General features: G+C 64.4%; 16 protein-coding genes. 7 read left to right on the forward strand and 9 right to left on the reverse strand.

What is annotated here, in order from left to right; translation table 11 throughout:
- Positions 1 to 48 precede the first annotated feature (48 nt).
- The 7 genes from ACQ4WL_RS11950 to ACQ4WL_RS11980 all read right to left on the reverse strand — a co-directional run bounded on the left by ACQ4WL_RS11950 (position 49) and on the right by ACQ4WL_RS11980 (position 8,754).
- Positions 49 to 927: a proteasome-type protease gene (locus ACQ4WL_RS11950; protein WP_436509936.1), complete on the reverse strand. Its 879-nt coding sequence runs from the start codon at positions 925 to 927 to the stop codon at positions 49 to 51.
- Positions 928 to 1,017: 90 nt separating this feature from the next.
- A complete protein-coding gene (locus tag ACQ4WL_RS11955) occupies positions 1,018 to 1,827 on the reverse strand; it encodes a transglutaminase family protein (protein ID WP_436509937.1) in 810 nt (269 codons plus the stop codon).
- On the reverse strand, positions 1,827 to 2,771 hold the full coding sequence (locus ACQ4WL_RS11960; protein WP_436509938.1) for an alpha-E domain-containing protein: 945 nt from the start codon (positions 2,769 to 2,771) through the stop codon (positions 1,827 to 1,829). Before ACQ4WL_RS11960 ends, ACQ4WL_RS11955 begins: the two co-directional genes overlap by 1 nt.
- A complete protein-coding gene (locus ACQ4WL_RS11965; protein WP_436509939.1) occupies positions 2,765 to 4,219 on the reverse strand; it encodes a circularly permuted type 2 ATP-grasp protein in 1,455 nt (484 codons plus the stop codon). The genes ACQ4WL_RS11960 and ACQ4WL_RS11965 overlap by 7 nt, the downstream gene beginning before the upstream one ends.
- A gap of 128 nt (positions 4,220 to 4,347) precedes the next feature.
- On the reverse strand, positions 4,348 to 5,505 hold the full coding sequence (locus ACQ4WL_RS11970) for a sensor histidine kinase (RefSeq protein WP_436509940.1): 1,158 nt from the start codon (positions 5,503 to 5,505) through the stop codon (positions 4,348 to 4,350).
- Between the two features lie 69 nt (positions 5,506 to 5,574).
- Entirely contained in the window at positions 5,575 to 6,450 is an 876-nt protein-coding gene (locus tag ACQ4WL_RS11975) for a hypothetical protein (protein ID WP_436509941.1), read from the reverse strand.
- A gap of 96 nt (positions 6,451 to 6,546) precedes the next feature.
- A complete protein-coding gene (locus ACQ4WL_RS11980; RefSeq protein ID WP_436509942.1) occupies positions 6,547 to 8,754 on the reverse strand; it encodes a TonB-dependent receptor in 2,208 nt (735 codons plus the stop codon).
- Positions 8,755 to 8,986: 232 nt separating this feature from the next.
- Between ACQ4WL_RS11980 and ACQ4WL_RS11985 the strand changes: the two genes are divergently transcribed.
- The 3 genes from ACQ4WL_RS11985 (at position 8,987) to ACQ4WL_RS11995 (ending at position 11,981) form a co-directional block, all read left to right on the forward strand.
- Entirely contained in the window at positions 8,987 to 9,664 is a 678-nt protein-coding gene (locus ACQ4WL_RS11985) for a hypothetical protein (protein WP_436509943.1), read from the forward strand.
- 112 nt (positions 9,665 to 9,776) lie between these two features.
- On the forward strand, positions 9,777 to 10,727 hold the full coding sequence (locus tag ACQ4WL_RS11990; RefSeq protein WP_436509944.1) for a 2-hydroxyacid dehydrogenase: 951 nt from the start codon (positions 9,777 to 9,779) through the stop codon (positions 10,725 to 10,727).
- Between the two features lie 69 nt (positions 10,728 to 10,796).
- Positions 10,797 to 11,981 carry a low temperature requirement protein A gene (locus ACQ4WL_RS11995; protein WP_436510078.1) on the forward strand — a complete coding sequence of 395 codons (1,185 nt, stop codon included), beginning with the start codon at positions 10,797 to 10,799 and terminating at the stop codon, positions 11,979 to 11,981.
- Between the two features lie 13 nt (positions 11,982 to 11,994).
- Here the strand turns inward: ACQ4WL_RS11995 and ACQ4WL_RS12000 are convergent, their stop codons facing one another.
- Positions 11,995 to 12,525 (reverse strand): GNAT family N-acetyltransferase, encoded by a 531-nt coding sequence (locus tag ACQ4WL_RS12000; protein WP_436509945.1) that lies wholly within the window; start codon positions 12,523 to 12,525, stop codon positions 11,995 to 11,997.
- A gap of 91 nt (positions 12,526 to 12,616) precedes the next feature.
- Here ACQ4WL_RS12000 and ACQ4WL_RS12005 point away from each other — a divergent pair, with 91 nt between their 5' ends.
- Complete coding sequence (locus ACQ4WL_RS12005) at positions 12,617 to 13,183, forward strand: helix-turn-helix domain-containing protein (RefSeq protein WP_436509946.1); 567 nt, start codon at positions 12,617 to 12,619, stop codon at positions 13,181 to 13,183.
- A gap of 2 nt (positions 13,184 to 13,185) precedes the next feature.
- On the opposite strand, the gene ACQ4WL_RS12010 is transcribed toward ACQ4WL_RS12005, so the two are convergent.
- Positions 13,186 to 14,082 carry a LysR family transcriptional regulator gene (locus tag ACQ4WL_RS12010; RefSeq protein ID WP_436509947.1) on the reverse strand — a complete coding sequence of 299 codons (897 nt, stop codon included), beginning with the start codon at positions 14,080 to 14,082 and terminating at the stop codon, positions 13,186 to 13,188.
- A 63-nt stretch (positions 14,083 to 14,145) separates the two neighbouring features.
- On the opposite strand from ACQ4WL_RS12010, the gene ACQ4WL_RS12015 reads away from it, so the two are divergent.
- From ACQ4WL_RS12015 to ACQ4WL_RS12025, 3 genes are all read left to right on the forward strand, one after another.
- Positions 14,146 to 15,651: an MFS transporter gene (locus ACQ4WL_RS12015; RefSeq protein ID WP_436509948.1), complete on the forward strand. Its 1,506-nt coding sequence runs from the start codon at positions 14,146 to 14,148 to the stop codon at positions 15,649 to 15,651.
- A 92-nt stretch (positions 15,652 to 15,743) separates the two neighbouring features.
- The gene (locus tag ACQ4WL_RS12020) at positions 15,744 to 17,312 is read left to right on the forward strand and encodes an EAL domain-containing protein (protein WP_436509949.1); all 1,569 of its coding nucleotides are present in this window, start codon (positions 15,744 to 15,746) and stop codon (positions 17,310 to 17,312) included.
- Complete coding sequence (locus ACQ4WL_RS12025; RefSeq protein WP_436509950.1) at positions 17,309 to 17,662, forward strand: hypothetical protein; 354 nt, start codon at positions 17,309 to 17,311, stop codon at positions 17,660 to 17,662. The genes ACQ4WL_RS12020 and ACQ4WL_RS12025 overlap by 4 nt, the downstream gene beginning before the upstream one ends.
- Position 17,663: the final 1 nt, after the last annotated feature.

Consider the following 17,663-nt stretch of genomic DNA (forward strand, 5'->3'; position numbering starts at 1 on the left):
CGCGCAAAGCGACTTGTCCAGCGTCTTGCGCAGCAGTGGCGTCACCGGTCAATGCTGCTTGTCGTCGCTGAACTGCTGCGCCAGCGATTGCAAGGGCGCCACGGTCACGCCGCCGCGGCTCACGTGCTCGGGAATGGCCACGCGCACGGGCTTGCTGTGCATGTTGGCCGACGATAACACGTTGGTCGTGGTTTCCGGCGTGGCGTTCCACACGGGATCGACGATGCCCTCGAACACCTGTTTCAATTGCTCGCCCCAGGTGTCGCGGATCATGCGGAAATATTGGTTCTTTTCATCGATGGTGACGAAGCGCGTGACGGCCAGGCTGCCCGTCTCGTAGACGAGCAAATCGAGCGGCAAGCCGACGGAAATGTTCGAACGCAAGGTCGAATCCATGGAAATGAGCGCGCACTTGGCCGCTTCGTCCAGGCGCGTGAACGGATTGATGACCCTGTCGATGATGGGCTTGCCGTATTTCGCTTCGCCGATCTGGAAATACGTGTTTTCATCGTGCGATTCGATGAAATTGCCGGCCGAATACACCTGGAACAAACGGCAGCGCTCGGCGCCTATCTGGCCGCCCAGGATGATGCTGACATTGAAATCGATGCCGCACTCGGCCAGGGCCTTCGCTTCGCGCAGGTGCACGGTGCGCACGGCTTCGCCCACGATGCGCGCCGCATCGTACATGCTGGCCACGTTCCAGATGCTGCGTCCATCCGCATCGACGTGTTCGGAAACGATCTGGCGGATCGCCTGCGAGATCGACAAATTGCCGGCCGTCATCAGCACCAGCATACGGTCGCCCGGGTTCTCGAACACGCTCATCTTGCGAAAGGTGCCCACCTGGTCCACGCCGGCGTTGGTGCGGGAGTCGGACAGGAAGACCAGGCCTTCGTTGAGGCGCATGCCTATGCAATAAGTCATCGTCTTAAATCAAGTCAAAAGGGGGTGCATTCTACACCAGCCGGGCCCGTGCCACCTGCTGGCAAGGCCCGGCCAGCCTCATTCTTGCCACTATACGGGCACGATCTGGACATCGACTCTTAACGTTTCCGTGCCGCCACCCTGGCGCACGCCGCGCACGGGCGCCGCCGAATCGTAGTCGCGCCCGATGGCCAGGCGGCAATACGCATCCGTCATCAGCCGCGCATGCGTGACGTCGATGCTGACCCAGCCCGCGAAATCCGGGTCTTGCGTCCAGGCATCGACCCAGGCATGGCTGGCCGCGTGGCCCGTCGTGCCCGGATCGATATAGCCGGACACATAGCGCGCCGGGATGCCCCAGGCGTGGCAACAGGCCAGGAACAGATGGGCGTGGTCCTGGCACACGCCGCGCCCCAGCGCCAGCGCGTCGCCGGCCGTGGTCGTGACCATGGTGGCGCCGCTTTCATACGCCACCTTGCCGACGATATGCTCGGCCAGGCGCAGCAAGTGACCGGTGCCCGCCGTCACGCGCTGGTCGGGCAGGCTGGCGGCCGCCAGGTCGACGATGGCGGGATTGGCCTGTGTCAGGGGCGTCGGCATGGTAAACAGCAGCGGCGACAAGGTATCGATCAGGTTCAGCCGTCCCTTGTGCGGGTAGATGGTTTCCACCACGCCGTGCGCCACCAGGCTGAGCGACTGGTGGCTGCCGCTGATCGTCAGCATGTGCGACAGATTGCCGTAGGCATCCGTGTAGGCGTGGCACCGGCCCGGCGTCGTGATTTGCCAGGACAGGGCGCGCTGCTGCGGCTCGATACGCGGCGTCAGGTGCAACTGCTGGATGGTGTAGGCCAGCGGCGCACTGTAGGCGTAATGGGTTTCGTGGCGGATGGTGAGTTGCATCAGGCCGCCAAGGGAACGAGGAAATCGCGGCTGACCCGGTTGCCCAGGTCATTGATGTTTTCCAGAAACTGCGTCAATGTGTGGTGCAAGCCAGCCTTCATGATGTCGTCGATATGGCCGAATTTCAGTTCCGCGTGCAGCTTGCCCGCAAACCGTTCCGTATCGGCAGACACATCGTTGCGGATATGCTTGAGATTTTCCACCACATCATCCATGCAGGCAAGCAGGGAGCGCGGCATGTCGCCGCGCAGCATCAGCAGTTCCGCCACCCGTTCCGGGGTGATCACGTCGCGGTAGACCTTGCGGTAGATTTCAAAGCCGGAAACGGAACGCAACAGGGCCGCCCAGTAATAAAAGTCGCGCTGGGCGATGTCTTTCGACGTGTCGCGCGCGCCGTGGAACTTCACGTCGAGGATACGCGCCGTGTTGTCGGCCCGCTCCAGGAAGGTGCCCAGGCGAATGAAGTGGATCGCTTCATCCTTGAGCATGGTGCCCAGGGTCACGCCGCGCGACAGATGCGAGCGGTACTTGACCCATTCGAAGAAGGCGCTGGGGTCCGTTTCCAGCAGATTGCTTTTCAGGCGCTTCTGCATGTCGAGCCAGGTGGCGTTCTGAATTTCCCACACTTCCGTCGTCAGGGTACCGCGCACGGCGCGGGCGTTTTCGCGCGCGCCCGTCAGGCAGGCCAGGATGGACGAGGGGTTGTTCGGGTCGCGCACCATGAAATCGAGCACGTCGCGCGTGTGGAAGCGGCCATATTTATGGTCGTACGCGCTTTGCAGCTCGGAAATGCCCAGGGTGGCGCGCCAACCCTGTTCCGCATCCTGCTCGGACTGGGGCAGCATCGAGGTCTGCATGTTGACGTCGAGCATGCGCGCCGTGTTTTCCGCCCGCTCCGTGTAGCGGGCCATCCAGAACAAATGATCGGCAGTGCGGCTCAGCATGTTTTCTCTCCTGCAAAAGCGGATGTGGCTTCCAGTACCCAGGTATCCTTGGTGCCGCCCCCTTGCGAGGAATTGACGACCAGCGAGCCTTCACCGAGGGCCACGCGGGTCAGGCCGCCCGGCACCATGGAAATCGTCTTGCCCGACAGCACGAACGGACGTAAATCGATGTGGCGCGGCGCGATGCCGGCGTCCACATACGTGGGGCAGGCGGACAGGGCGAGTGTCGGCTGGGCGATGTAGCCGCCCGGGTTGGCCAGCAGGCGCTGGCGGAAGTCCTCGATCTGCGCGGCGCTCGAGGCCGGCCCCACCAGCATGCCGTAGCCGCCCGCGCCATGCACTTCCTTGACGACCAGTTTCGCCAGGTTGGCCAGCACGTAGGACAAATCGGCGCTCTTGCGGCACTGGTAAGTAGGCACGTTGTTGAGAATCGGCTCCTGCGACAGGTAGAACCTGATCATGTCGGGCACGAACGGGTAGATCGACTTGTCGTCGGCCACGCCCGTGCCGATGGCGTTCGCCAACGTCACTCTTCCCGCGCGATACACGGACAGCAAGCCCGGCACACCCAGCGAGGAATCGGAGCGGAAGGCCAGCGGGTCGAGGAAATCGTCGTCCACCCGGCGGTAAATGACATCGACGCGCTTGGGGCCGCGCGTGGTGCGCATGTACACGGAATTATCGTTGACAAACAGATCCTTGCCCTCGACCAGTTCCACGCCCATTTGCTGGGCCAGGAACGCGTGCTCGAAGTAGGCGGAGTTGTACATGCCGGGCGTCATGACGACGACCGTGGGGTCGTCCACGCCCATCGGTGCGACGGAGCGCAGGTTATCGAGCAGCATGTCCGGGTAATGGTCGACGGGGGCGATGCGGTTTCGGGCGAACAGTTCCGGGAACAGCCGCATCATCATCTTGCGGTCTTCCAGCATGTAGGACACGCCGGATGGCACCCGCAGATTGTCTTCCAGCACATAGAATTCGCCCTGGCCCGCGCGCACGATGTCGACACCGGCGATGTGTGCATAAATGTCGGAGGCGACGGAAATGCCCTGCATTTCCGGGCGATACTGGGCATTCTTGTAGATTTGCTCGGCAGGAATGATACCCGCCTTGATGATGTTTTGCTCATGATAAATATCATGGATGAACATGTTCAAGGCTTGCACGCGCTGCACCAGGCCCGTCTGCATCTGCGCCCATTCGGCGGCGGGAATGATGCGCGGGATGGTGTCGAACGGAATCAGGCGTTCCGTGCCGGCATCGTCGCCATACACGGCGAACGTGATGCCGACGCGGCGGAACGTCAGGTCGGCTTCGGCCCGTTTGCGGGCGATGGTCTCGGGCGATTGCTGCTCCAGCCAGCGGCTGAATTCACGATAGTGTTCACGTACCTTGCTGTCCGTCCCCACGTCATCTGCAGTCATTTCATTGAAAAAATTTGCCATGTTGTGATTTCCCTTGAGCCGTGTCTATGTATAGCTCAGCAGGAAGCGTGCCAACAGGGCGGGCGTGAACAGGTGCAAATATGACCACTTTTGTGGCGTCGCGCCGCCACTCGCACCAATTCGGTGCGCTAGTTGTCACTCTTGGGGACGTCGCCGGGCTGGACGAAGGGACGGCAGTCGACGGGCACGTCAAAGATGAAGCTGGTGCCCGTTTCGGGTGCGCTGTCGACGGCGATGCTGCCGCCGTGGCTCTCAGCCACGTTTTGCACGAAAGGCAGGCCGATGCCCCAGCCTGGCGCGGGGCTGTCGTTTTCGCGGCGCAGGTAGTCGAAGATGCGTTCGGCCTGTTCTGGCGCGATGGCGTGGCCGCTATTGTGGACGGTGATGATCAGGCGCTCGTGGGCCGCTTCCACGTGCACGCTGACTGGGGCGTCGTCGCCATACTTGATGGCGTTGCCGAGCAGGTTTTCCAGTGCGCGCCGCAGCGAATTCTCGCACCACCAGCCGATGACGGATTGCCCGCTGACCTGGCATTTTCCGGGCCGCTGCAGGTTGACCTGGCTTGCCACGGTGTGCACCAGGGTCAGCACGTCGAAGTGGCTCAGGGCCAGCGGCAGCCGCTGGCCCCGGTGGTAGCTGAGGCTATCGAGCAAGTCCTCGATCATGCTGTCGAGCCGTTTGCTGTGCTCGGCAATCTTGTGCGCCAGCAATACCACCCGTTCCGGGTCCGCTGCCCTGAGCAGCAACTGGGCGCTGGTGCTGATGACGGCCAGGGGATTGCGCATGTCGTGCGACAGGCCGGCCGCGATGCGGCGCTGGAAGCCTTCGTGCATGCTGGTAAATTCGCGTATCGATTCGCGGATGCCCGCATCGATCGATGCGTTGAGCACATGCCAATCCTTGCTGCGCAGGCTGATGCCGGACTCCTGCGCGACGGCGACAAAGCTGTCGCGGAAGATCTGGTATTCCTGGATCACCTGTTCCGGCCCGTAATTGGTCATGCGCGCCCGTTCATTGCCATGCACGGCGGGCACGTTGCTGTTGCTGGCGGCGTTTTCGCGCGGATGGCCCGGGGTCAGCGCCTCGGCCAAGTTATCGAAAAAGGCCGGCAGGGTATTGGTGAGGACGGGCGTGAGCAACTGGTCCGCGCCGCGCACGCTGGCGCGCACGCGCTGTTCCCAGGCGCTGAGGACGGCATCGCGCATGGCGAAGAGGCGCTGCGCGCGCGGCAATGGATGGCGTGCGCCTGCGTGACGATCCTCCTGATGATCCGTGGCAATATTCACCTGAACTCCCTGACAGGAATGGCTATGCTCTCAATAGTATGCACCGAATCCGCCGCCAGGGAAACGGCATTATTGTTCAGTATCGGGCTGCCGCAAGGCTGCATGCAGACGCGAAAGCGAGGCTGACCACTGGTCCAGGGAAAAGTTCTGTGGATCATCATGACCGTTCGCAAAGCCCGTATCGAGCACGGCGTGGAAGGCAGGAATCAGCCACGTGCCCTTGCGCACGCTGGCGGCGATGTACAGCAGGGCCAGCCGGTCGTATTGCGCGGGCGTAAAGCCCGGATCGGGCGCCAGGCCGTCGTTGCCTTTGCCGCCGCCCGGTACGGAGTTGCGCGGCTGCACCAGTTCCACGTGCAGGAACAGGCCCGTCAGCGAAGGCTTGTCCTTTTCCAGCTTGCTGGCGTAGCCGGGCGTGCCAAAGTCCCGCACGGCCAAGGAATTGCCCAGGCGGTTCACATACACATGGCCTTTCGGACCGCCGCCCAGCGCTGGGTTACGTAGATTGAAATCGTTGAAATCCCAGCTGGCGTCGTTGATGTGGCCGGGAATGGATTCCGCCAGGAAATTCGGGTAACTGGTGTCGTGGATCACGAAGTACCGGGCCATCGGCGCCGCCAGCCGGCCCACGGCGCGCGACAGGGGCGCATCGACAGCGCCGCCCACGTCGGCTTCGACGATGCCTTGGTCAGCCAGCCAGGCGCGCAGACGGGCCGGGGCGATGCCCGTGCGCTGGCCGATGTGGGTGGCAAGAAAATCCGGTAGCGGCGTGCTGTCGCCCAGGCGCGCATACAATTTCACGGGACGCAGCAGGCACGTGGCTTGCGCCCGCGCATCGCCCTTGAAACCGCTTTTCCAGGCGGCGTAGGGGCAGGCGGCTTGCTTTTGGGCAGCAGCGGGCAGGGATAGGCTGAGCAAGAGCAGCAGGGCAGGGAGTCGTTTCATGCGGGCATTGTCGCCGAAGCGGGCGTGCCGGCACAGGCGCACACGCGAAGCTGCCCCGGGAGCGCAGCTTTCGTGATGACACTGGCGGCGATCTGTTTAGAACGCCACGCTGCCCGACACGACGAAGGTGCGCGGCGCGGCCAGCACCAGGCTGCCGGCGTCGAACGAAGAGACAGCCGATGCCCAATAGCTGCGGTCGGCTACGTTGTCGATGCGCGCCCGCAAGGTCACGTCATGGCCCGCCACCTGCGTCAGGTAGCGCGCGCCGATATCGATGCGGGTCCAGGATGGCAATTGCTTGCTGTTGGTCAGATCCGCATACTGCGTCGAGGTGTAGACGGTACGGGCGTTCAGCGACAGGCCAGGCGCGCCGGGCACATCCCATTCGCCGCCCACGCTGAGCTGTGTTTTTGGCGCGCCGATGGCATCCTTGCCATTGTTGGTCGGCTTGTCCGTCTTGCGCTGTTCCGTATCGAGCCAGGTGAGGCCGCCCAGCAGGCGCACGCCTGCCATTGGCGTGCCGAAGACGGACAATTCCAGGCCCTCGTTGCGCTGTTCGCCCGACAGAGTGGCGCGCGAACCGACCACGGCCGGCAAAGGCTTGGCCGTCGAGAACAGGGCGGCGCTCATGCCCAGCCTGCCGCCGTCATACTTGATGCCGATTTCCTTCTGCTTGGACTTGTATGGCGAGAATACTTCGCCCTTGTTGCTCAACGGCAGGTCGTTCTTGCCATCAAAGTAGGTGCCGCTGGCAACGGGACCCTTCACCAGCGCCTCGATGTAGTTAGCGTACAGCGACACGTTCTTGCTGGCCTTGTAGACGATGCCGGCCACGGGCGTCGTGGCGCTCTTGTCATAGCTGGAATACTGCACGGCCGTACCGTAGGCATACGCCGCGTCGCGGATCTGCTGGCGGCGCAGGCCCACGGTCAACAGCAGCTTGTCGTCGAGGAAGGCCATGGTATCGGCCACGGCGTAGCTGCTGAGGATGGTTTTTTGCGTCAGGCGCGGGTCGCTCATCACGCCGCCCGAGTTCGCGGGCAGCGTGGGCGGCATGGCCATGTCCAGCGGATGGTAGATATTCGTCGGCAAGCCCACGTAGTCGCTGATCGCATACGCATTCTTCGCTTCATTCCAGTGCCCGGACCAGCTGGCCACCAAGGTATGCTTGACGGCGCCCGTAACGAGCTTGCCGCGAATGCCCAGTTCCCCCGTGCGGATTTCCTGCTTGCGGGCATTGTCGAAGCGGTACACGCTCGCGTCGCCATTAAGCGAGGTCAGTTTCGGCTCGGCCAGACTGTTGGCTTCCTTGGTCGAGCGGCTGCCGAACGCGGCCCAGGCCAGCACATCCTTGGCAAGGTCCACTTCGGCGCGTGCCGTGCCGAACACATCGTGTTCCTTCGAATAGCTCCACGGCTGGGCAAAGTTCTTCGAGGCATCGGGCGCGCCTGGTAAGGCCGTCAGGCTGCCGGTGTTGACGGAAGGGCGCGGCGCCGTCAAATCGAAATTCTGGTAGCCGGCATCGGCCGACAAACGATAGCCGCGGCCGCGATAATCGAGGCCGACCGAGAACATGCCCACGTCATGGTCTTCACGCTTGATACCGGTCTCGCCCTGGCGCTTGGCGGCGTTCACGCGCACGCCGAATTCCTGGTTCTCGCCGAAGCGGCGCGCCACGTCGATGGCCGCATAGGCGTGGCCGCCCGATTCCACGCCCAACGTCAATTCCGTCAGCGGCGTGTTGCCGGCGCGCTTGGGCATCAGGTTGATGGCGCCGCCGATGCCGCTGCCGCCCGGCGCAGCGCCGTTCAGGAAGGCGCTGGCGCCACGGAACACTTCCACTCGCTCGAGCAGTTCCGGCGACACATATTGACGGGGCAGCACGCCGTACAGGCCGTTATACGCCACGTCATCGGAATCGAGGGCGAAGCCGCGGATCACATACACTTCCTGGAAATTACCATAGCCGCGCGACATGCGCACCGCCGGATCGCTTTGCAGCAAGTCGCCCACGCTGCGCGCTTGCTGATCGGCAATGAATTGCTGCGTATAACTGGTGCTGCCGAATGGCGAGTCCATCATGTCCACGGCGCCTAGAATGCCCATGCGCCCGCCGCGCGCCACCTGGCCGCCCGCATACCCCTTCGACAAACCTTCCGCCGAGGCATCGGCGGAGGCGTTCACGACCACTGTCGGCATGGTTTGCGCGTCGCCGGCCGGCGTGGTTTGGGCATGGGCGGTGCTGCTGGCCAGCAGGAAGGCGGCCAGGGCGAACGGGGTAGGGGCGAGGCGGAAAGTGCGCATGGAGTTATCTGGATATTAATGAGAATGATTATCATTATATTCCAGCGTGGCGCGATGCGTGGGAAAGTGTGAGAATGTTGAAAAAAAGTCGTCATTTGCGCAACACTTGGCGCGTCAGGCACTGGAATCTGGCGGAAAAAGGCGCGCCACACGATACCTTGCGGATTTATTAATGCTTATTGCTCAGTTTCGCTAGAATGGGCCATCGCGCCCGGCGCTCACAGGAAACTGCATGCCATTGCTCCGCCATCTACAGTCCGCTTCCCTGCGCATGCGCATACGGCGGGGCTTGAGCTTGAGAAGCGCGGCTGTCGTGCTGATCCTGGCCATGCACGTGCTGGGCCTGTATTTCTTGCTGCTGCCGGCGCCGCAACTCAAGCAATACACGGAAGTGGCTTTCATGACCTTGCTGCCGCCCCGGCCGCTGCCGCAGACGCCACCGATGGCCTTGCCGCTGCCGCTGTCGGTTCCCATGCCGCGCACGCGTGCCAGTGCGGCGCCCGCCGTCCCTGACATGCCTGCCGTGACGGCACAAACCATTACCGTACCCGCCCAGGAAATTCCCGCCGCGCCCGACACGGCGCCGCCTGGCGCAGACTTGCGCACGCGCGCCCGTCTGGCTGCGGGCGCCGCCGACAAGGCCCTGCGTGGCGAACTGAAGCAAGACCAGCCGTGGCTGGCCGCAGCCAACCTGAAGAGCGAAAGCGGCTTCCAGAAGCTGGTCGCTTCCGCCTGGCGCGGCGGCCCCGTCATCCGCGTGGAAGAATTCCTCACGGCCGATGGCCGCCCCGCCACGCGCGTCGTCAGCGCCGGCAGCGCCACGTGCTATGGCATGGATGCAAACCCGGGCGCGGGCGCCGACCCATCCAGGATGGGCGGCAAGGTCAAACGCGTGCCTTGCCCGGGCTAAAGACCGCATTCGGCACAGGGTTTTCATGGCGATTGCGGGGCAGTCATCCCCTGCAGGGCGTCAAATATGCTAAGTTGCGTCTGCAATTCATGTGACACGACCCAGGACGCCCATGCCACCCGAACTCCTCATTCTCGCCCCCAGCCCTTCGGCGGCCGTCAACGCGCAGCTGGAGCAGCAATACACCTGCCATCACGCCTGGCAAGTGCCGGCGGATGAACTCCACGCATGGCTGGCCGAGCGGGCGCCGTCCATCCGCGCCGTTGTCACGACGGGCGCGCTGGGCTTGAACGCCACCGATATGGGCTTGCTGCCCGCGCTGGAAATCGTCGCCGTGAATGGCGTGGGCCTCGACGGCGTGGCGCTCGACCTTGCCCGCGCGCGCGGCATCGCCGTCACCACCACGCCGAACGTGCTGACCGATGACGTGGCCGACGTGGCGCTGGCCTTGCTGTTGGCCAGTGCGCGGCATATCGTGGCACTCGACCGTTTCGTGCGCGAAGGAGGCTGGGAACGGCGCGAGGCCATCGCTCCTGCCTCCAGCCTGCGTGGCAAGACGGCCGGCATCTTCGGTTTCGGCCAGATCGGCCAAGCCATCGCGCTGCGCCTGGCCGCTTTCGGCGTCCAGGTGCGCTACTTCCAGCCGCGCGCCATTGCCGGCACCAGCGTGCCGCGCGCGGACTCCCTACTGGCCCTGGCGCAGGACAGCGACTACCTGATCGTCTGCGCGCCGGGCACGCCTGCCACGCGCAAGATCATCGACCGCAGCGTGCTCGACGCGCTCGGTCCGCAAGGCACCCTGATCAATATCGCCCGTGGCGCCCTCATCGATGAAGTGGCCCTGATCGCCGCCTTGCAAGATGGCCACCTCGGCGCGGCCGGCCTCGACGTGTTTGTGGACGAACCGCGCGTGCCAGCCGCCTTGCGCGCCTTGCCGAACGTGGTGCTGACGCCCCACGTGGGCAGCCTGACCGTGGAAACCCGCCATGCGATGGGGCAACTGGTGGTCGATAATCTGGCCGCGCACTTCGCCGGCTTGCCTTTGTTGACGCCAATAAGTTGACGCCAATAAGGTCATAACGGCCGGAATGAACCGTTTTAATCAAGCATGAATGAAAGAGTAGCTATGGAATTGACAAAATCGCTGCTGCGCACGCGCGGCGGGCAGGACAGCGGCAAGGTGGGCATGATCGAGCTGTTCTTCGACCTGGTGTTTGTGTTTGCGGTCACGCAACTGTCGCATGGCTTGCTGGCGCACCTGAGCGCCATGGGTTGGCTGCAGACGGGCTTGTTGCTGATGGCCGTCTGGTGGGTGTGGATATTTACCTCGTGGATCACCAACTGGCTCGACCCCGAGCGCATTCCCGTGCGCATCAGCCTGTTTGCCCTGATGCTGGGCGGCCTGATCATGTCGGCTTCGATCCCCGAGGCGTTCGGCACGCGCGGCCTGGCGTTCGCGGGCGCGTATGTCGCCATGCAGGTGGGGCGTCCCCTGTTTGCCTGGTGGGCCGTGCGCAACGACACCGTGGCGCGCCGCCGCAATTTCCAGCGCATCGCCCTCTGGGCCGTCCTGTCCGGCATCTTCTGGATCGCCGGCGGCGTCGCGTCGCCCGAGCAGCGCATCTTCTGGTGGGGCGCGGCCCTGCTGATCGACCTGGCCGGTCCATGGATGCAGTTCAGCTTGCCGGGCCTGGGCCGCTCGACGATAGCCGACTGGGATGTCGATGGCGGCCACATGGCTGAGCGCTGCGCCCTGTTCGTCATCATCGCGCTCGGTGAATCCCTGCTGGTGACGGGCGCCACCTTCGCGGGGCTGGAATGGACGGGCGCCAACTGGCTCGGTTTCCTGTCAGCACTGGTCGGCAGCATCGCCATGTGGTGGATTTATTTCGACACTGGCGCCGAGGCCGGCCACCACCGCATCGCCCATTCGAAGGACCCGGGCCGCATCGCCCGCAAGGCTTATACGTATATCCACCTGCTGATCGTGGGCGGCGTGATCGTTTCCGCCGTGGCCGACGAGCTGGCCCTGGTGCATCCGGATGAAGCAAGTTTTGCCGGCATCAGCGCCTTGCTGGGCGGGCCGATCCTGTATCTGCTGGGCAATGCGCTGTTCAAATGGGTCAGCAATGACCGTGCCACGCCGCCGCTGTCGCATCTGCTGGGCATCTTGCTCATCCTGGCGCTGATCCCGATGGCCTACGGCCGCCTGTATTCACCTTTGATCCTGGCTTGCATCACCAGCTGCGTGCTGGTTCTGGTGGCCGTGTGGGAACATATGGCGCTGCGCCGGCCACCACCGGAGATCGATCCCTGATGCCTGCCTGACCTTAGCCGGGCGGCGCAATGCCGTCCGGATCGCTGCGCGCATCGAGTTGCAGCTGCAAAAACGCCAGGTCCAGCCAGGCGCCGAACTTGGTACCTACCTGCCGCATCAATCCCACTTCCTCGAAGCCCAGCTGCTTGTGCAGGGCGATCGAGGCGGCATTGCCCGCTTCGATGCCCGCCACCATGACGTGCTTGCCCAGGCCGCGCGCGCGCACGATCAATTCCTCCATCAAGGCCTTGCCGATGCCCGCGCCGCGACTGTCCGCGCGCACATACACGGAATGCTCGACCGTATGCCGAAAACCCTCGAACGGGCGCCAGTCGCCGAACGAGGCGTAGCCGGCCACATTCTGCTGCGCATCGATTGCGACCAGCACCGGATAGCCAGCCTGCTGGCGGTCGGCCAGCCAGGCGGTGCGGTTGGCCGCATCGACCGTCCGTTCATTCCAGATGGCCAGGGTATGGCTGACGGCATCGTTGTAGATGGCCGTGATTCCTTCAATGTCGCCCATCCGGGCATCACGTATGTGCATGTTGTTCTCCTTGCTGGTCGTCTACTATAATGGACAAATCATAGATTGCCGCCCACGCCTTGTCCAATAGAATCCGAATGGAAGCTAATATATGTCCACTAAACCAGACGAATTGAACCAGCGCATCGGCGCCAGGGTGCGCCTCGAACGGGAAAACCTGGGCTGGTCGCTGACGGACCTGGCGGCCCGCTCGGGCGTGTCGCGCGCGATGGTGCACAAGGTGGAGCGGGGCGATTGCAGCCCCACGGCCACCTTGCTGGCGCGGCTATCGGGCGCCTTCGACCTCAGCATGTCCGAACTGATCGCCCGCGCGGAAATGCGCGCAGGGCGCTTGCTGCGCAAGCTTGAGCAGCCCGTGTGGGTCGACCCGCAGAGCGGCTATGTGCGGCGCCACGTGTCGCCCGCGTCCGACATGCCGCTCGACCTCGTGCATATCAGCTTGCCTCCCGGCGCCGTGGTGGCCATGCCGGCCGCCGCCTATGTGTCGCGGCGCCAGCTGATCTGGTCACTCAGCGGCAGCCTGGTCTTCATCGAAGGCGATACGCGCCACGTGTTGGACGAGGGCGACTGTCTGGAGCTGGGTCCGCCGGCCGACTGCGTGTTCAAGAATGAAACGGCGACCGCTTGCACCTACGCCGTGGCGGTATTGAAGAACTGAGGTCAAGCCAGCGCTACAGCGCGCAGCTGGGCAATGAAGGCGCGCGCGGCGGGCGCCTGTTCATGGCGGCGGAAGGCCACGGCGATTTCCGAGCTGATCTGCGGCGTGGCCAGCTCGCGGAATACCACGCCGGGCAATTGCACGCTGGCCATCACGGAGTGGGGCACGATGGCGCAGCCCACGCCCAGCGACACTTCCGTCAGCACGGCCACCAGGCTGCCCGGGCGCGACACCACCTGCGCCGCAAAACCGCCGCGCCGGCTCACCTCCAATGTTCCCAATTCCTGTTCCGGCACGATGAACGCCTGCTGCGCCAGCGCGGCCGGCCCCGCCAGGCCGAGACGGGCGAGCGGGCTGTCGGCCTGCACGGCCAGCACGAAGCGGTCGCGTAGCAACACCACGCTGTCCAGTCCGTCCGGCAAGTGCAGGGGCGGGCGCACGAAGGCCAGGTCCACGCGGCCCTGGTCCAGCAAGCCGGGCAGGGCATCCATCGCGTATTCGCGCGCACCGATGTGAATGCCGGGATGGCTGGCGCGGAAGCGGGCAAACTGGCTTTGCAGCACGCCGGAATACGCAGCCGAAGCCACGTAGCCGATTTCCAGCCGTCCCAGCTCGCCCCGTCCCGCCCGGCGCGCCACGTCCTGCGCCTGCGCCAGCTGCGCCAGCGCGCGCGCGGCCTCGATGACGAACAATTCTCCGGCGGCCGTCAGCGACACGGCGCGCTTGCTGCGCTGGAACAGCCGCGTGCCCAGCAAGCTTTCCGTTTCCTGCACCTGCTTGGTCAGCGCGGGCGGCGAAATGCCCAGTTCCGCAGCCGCCCGCGCGAAGTGCAGGCTGTGCGCGACGGCCAGCACGCAGCGGAAATGCCGCAATTCCATGTCCTTGTCTGTATTCACCATGGGTGAATTATAAGGCGCTCGTCTTATAACAAGAAATAATACAAGCCTGCTTAAAATACAGGCATGAAAAATACCAACTGGACCTTATACACCTGCTCGGGCGTGTGCGCGCTGATCATGCTCGATACCAACGTGGTGGCCGTCTCGCTGCCCTCGATCGCCCGCTCGCTCAACGCCAGCTTCGTCGACGTGGAATGGGTGGTCAGCGCCTACATGCTGGCGTTCGCCTCGTTTTTGCTGCCGGCCGGCAGCATCGCCGACCGCCTGGGACGGCGCAAGGTCATGCTGTATGGCCTGGCCGTGTTCGCGCTGGCCTCCCTGCTGTGCGGCCTGGCGTGGACGCCGTTCGTGCTCAACGTGGCGCGCGCCATCAAGGGCCTGGGCGCCGCGCTGCTGCTGACCTCCGCGCTGGCCGTCATCGGCCACACGTTTCATGCGGAAAAGGAGAGGGCGCGCGCCTGGTCCGTGTGGGGCGCGGCCATGGGCGTGGCCATGACGGTGGCCCCGCTGCTGGGCGGCCTGATCACGAGCGCCATCAACTGGCGCTGGATTTTCTATCTGAACCTGCCCGTCGTCGCCATCTTGATGTGGCTGGTAAGCAAGCATGTGGATGAGTCGAAGGATGCCTCCAACGCCAGCTTCGACCCGCTGGGGGCGCTGCTGTTTTCCGCTGGCCTGTTCTGCATCATCTGGGGCTTGATCGACGCCAGCGTGGCGCTCTGGTCCAGCCGCGCCACCATGCTGCGCTTTCTGGCGGGCGCGGCGCTGCTGTTTGTCTTCGTGCTGGTGGAACGGCGCCAGCGCGCGCCGATGGTCGATTTGAGCCTGTTCGGTCGGCGCGTCTTCGTCGGCGCCGTGCTGGGCATGTTTGGCTACGCCATCGCCGCGCAAGTGATGATGACGTTCCTGCCGCTGTACCTGCAGAACGCCTTCGGCTTTTCCGCCGTGCTGGCCGGCTGCGCCATGCTGCCGTTTGCCGTCGCCATGGTGCTGCTGTCGCGCCTGGCGCCACGCGCCATGCGGGTTCTGGATGACCGCGGCATTTTGGTGACGGGCTTGCTGATCGTCGCCGTGGGCAACGTTGCCACGGCGCTCGCCGCCGCCAGCCTGCAATATGGCTGGGTGGCGGCCGGCATGGTGGTCACGGGGGCGGGCGCGGGCTTGCTCAACGGCACCACGCAAAAGGCCATCCTCGCCTGCATTCCCCGCGAGCGCACGGGCATGGGTTCCGGCATCAGCACCACCACGCGCTTCGTCGGCATCGTGCTGGCCGTGGGCGCGCTGGGCGCCGTGCTGGCCATGCGCACGGCGGCTTCGTTCGACAAGCTGGCGTGGCTGCATGGCTTGAAGGCTTCGCCCGAGATGATCGGGCGCATCGTCGCCGGCAACGCGGCCGAGGCCTTCGGCCAGCTGCCGCCCGCCATGCAGGCCGTGGCGCAGGAAGCGGCGCGGCACGCCTTCATCGACGGCTTTGCCAGCGTGCTGTACCTGGCTGGCGGCCTCGCGGCCGTGGTGGCGGCGCTGGTCTTCGTGCTGGCGCGGCCGGTGCAAAAAGCGGGAAAAGTGTAACTGTTCAGCAATATTTAAGTACACGGCCTCTGCTTGTAATATGATGCCATCAAGAAATACATGGCATTCATATAACTACCGCAGGTAATCCCATGCGCAGAAAACGCATTATCGTCACCAGCGTGCTGGTCGCCGTCATCGGCGTGGCCGCCCCCCTCAGCCTGGCCTTTTACCTGTCGTCCGTGCGCGCCGAGCAAGGCGAGCAGGAACGCCTGCGCCTGCTCGCCGGCTACGCGCTCGAGCGCGCCCACCGTTCCATCGCCTCGGCCAGCGCCGCCTTGCGCAGCGCCGATGTGCTGGAGCTGGCACCGTGCTCGGAAGCGCATGTCCTGCAGCTGCGCCGCATCACCATGACCACGCGCAGCATCGACGATATCGGCTATGTCGAAAATGGCTTACTCAAGTGCACGTCGACAGGCATCGAGGCAGGGCGCATCGCCGTCACGCCCGCCGACTTCACCCTGGCCAACGGCATGGGCCTCGGATTCGACCTGCGCCCCATCGTCAGCGGCGGCAAGCGCATGGTGGGGCTGTCGTACCGCGCCTACAAGGTGCTGATCGATCCCGTGCGCTTTTCCGACGTCATCGTCGACAGCGATATCCAGATGGCCGTGGCCATCGGCAAGGAAGGCGTGCTCGACACCTTGCACCATCCCGATCCGGCGCAAGTACAGGCCCTGCTCGCCGGCCAGCGAGCGGCGGACGGCGCCGCGCACGACGGCAGCATCCATGCAATGCTGTACCGCGATGGCTTGACGGCCGTGATGATCGAGCCGCGTAGCAAGCTCAACGACAGGCTGCGGCGCGAACAGCTGCTGCTATTGCCGCTGGGCTTGCTGATGGCCGCCTTCATCGTCGGCATCGTCATCTGGCTGTCGCGCCGCCGTTTGTCCCTGATGGGCGAACTCAAGATCGCCATCGAGCGGCGCGAATTCTTTGTTCATTATCAGCCGATCATCGCGCTCGACACGGGCGTGTGCGTGGGCGCCGAGGCGCTGATACGCTGGCGCCGTCCCGACGGCAGCATGATACGGCCCGACCTGTTCATCCCCGTGGCCGAGGACAGCGACCTCATCTTGCCCATCACCGACCAGGTCATCGATTGCGTCATCTCCGACATGCGCGCCGCGCTGCTGGCTGACCGCGAACTGCACATCGCCATCAACCTGTGCGCCAGCGACATTGAAACGGGCCGGGTGCTCGACGTGCTGGAACGTGCGCTGGCCGGCACCGGCATCGAGGCGCAGCAGATCTGGCTGGAAGCGACGGAGCGGGGCTTCATCAACGTGGAAGCGGCCCGCGCCACCATCGAAAAGGCCAGGGCGCGCGGCCATGCGGTGGCCATCGACGACTTCGGCACGGGCTATTCCAGCCTCTCCAGCCTGCAAAACCTGCCGCTAGACGCCCTGAAAATCGATAAATCATTCGTCGACACCATCGGCACGGACGCGGCCACCAGCAGCGTCACGCCGCACATCATCGACATGGCCCGCACCTTGAACATGCTGATCGTGGCCGAGGGCATCGAAACGCAGCAGCAAGCCGACTATTTGCGCGACCGCAAGGTCGAATTCGGCCAGGGCTGGCTGTTCGCGAAAGCGCTGCCGGCTGCCGAGTTCCTCACCTTTTACCGGGCGCGCCGCGCGCCATCGTCCCCATGAAACCAGCACGCTTTCCTTATCCCTTGCAGCCGCTGCGCGTACCGGGCGGCTGGCACATTACCGTCAACACCCTGTTCGAGGTGGAACCGGGTCCGGACACCATGCAATGGTTCAGCAGCGCGCTGCTGCTGTGGGGCAGCTGCCGCGACACCGGTTACTGCTTCAACTCGCACTTCGAGCCGGAAGACGATCCCGCTGGCGAATTCGTGCTGGAGATGGGCAAGGTGGAATACGACCGCCACGGCAAGGTCGTCCGGGGCAGCGACGCCTTCCTGGGCGAATTTCGCACACGCAGCAAGGCAGCGTTTGTCGACCGGGTCGAGCAGTTCATGCAAGACCCGGTCGCCTGAG

Source organism: Janthinobacterium kochi (assembly GCF_051380715.1).
GTDB lineage: Bacteria > Pseudomonadota > Gammaproteobacteria > Burkholderiales > Burkholderiaceae_D > Janthinobacterium.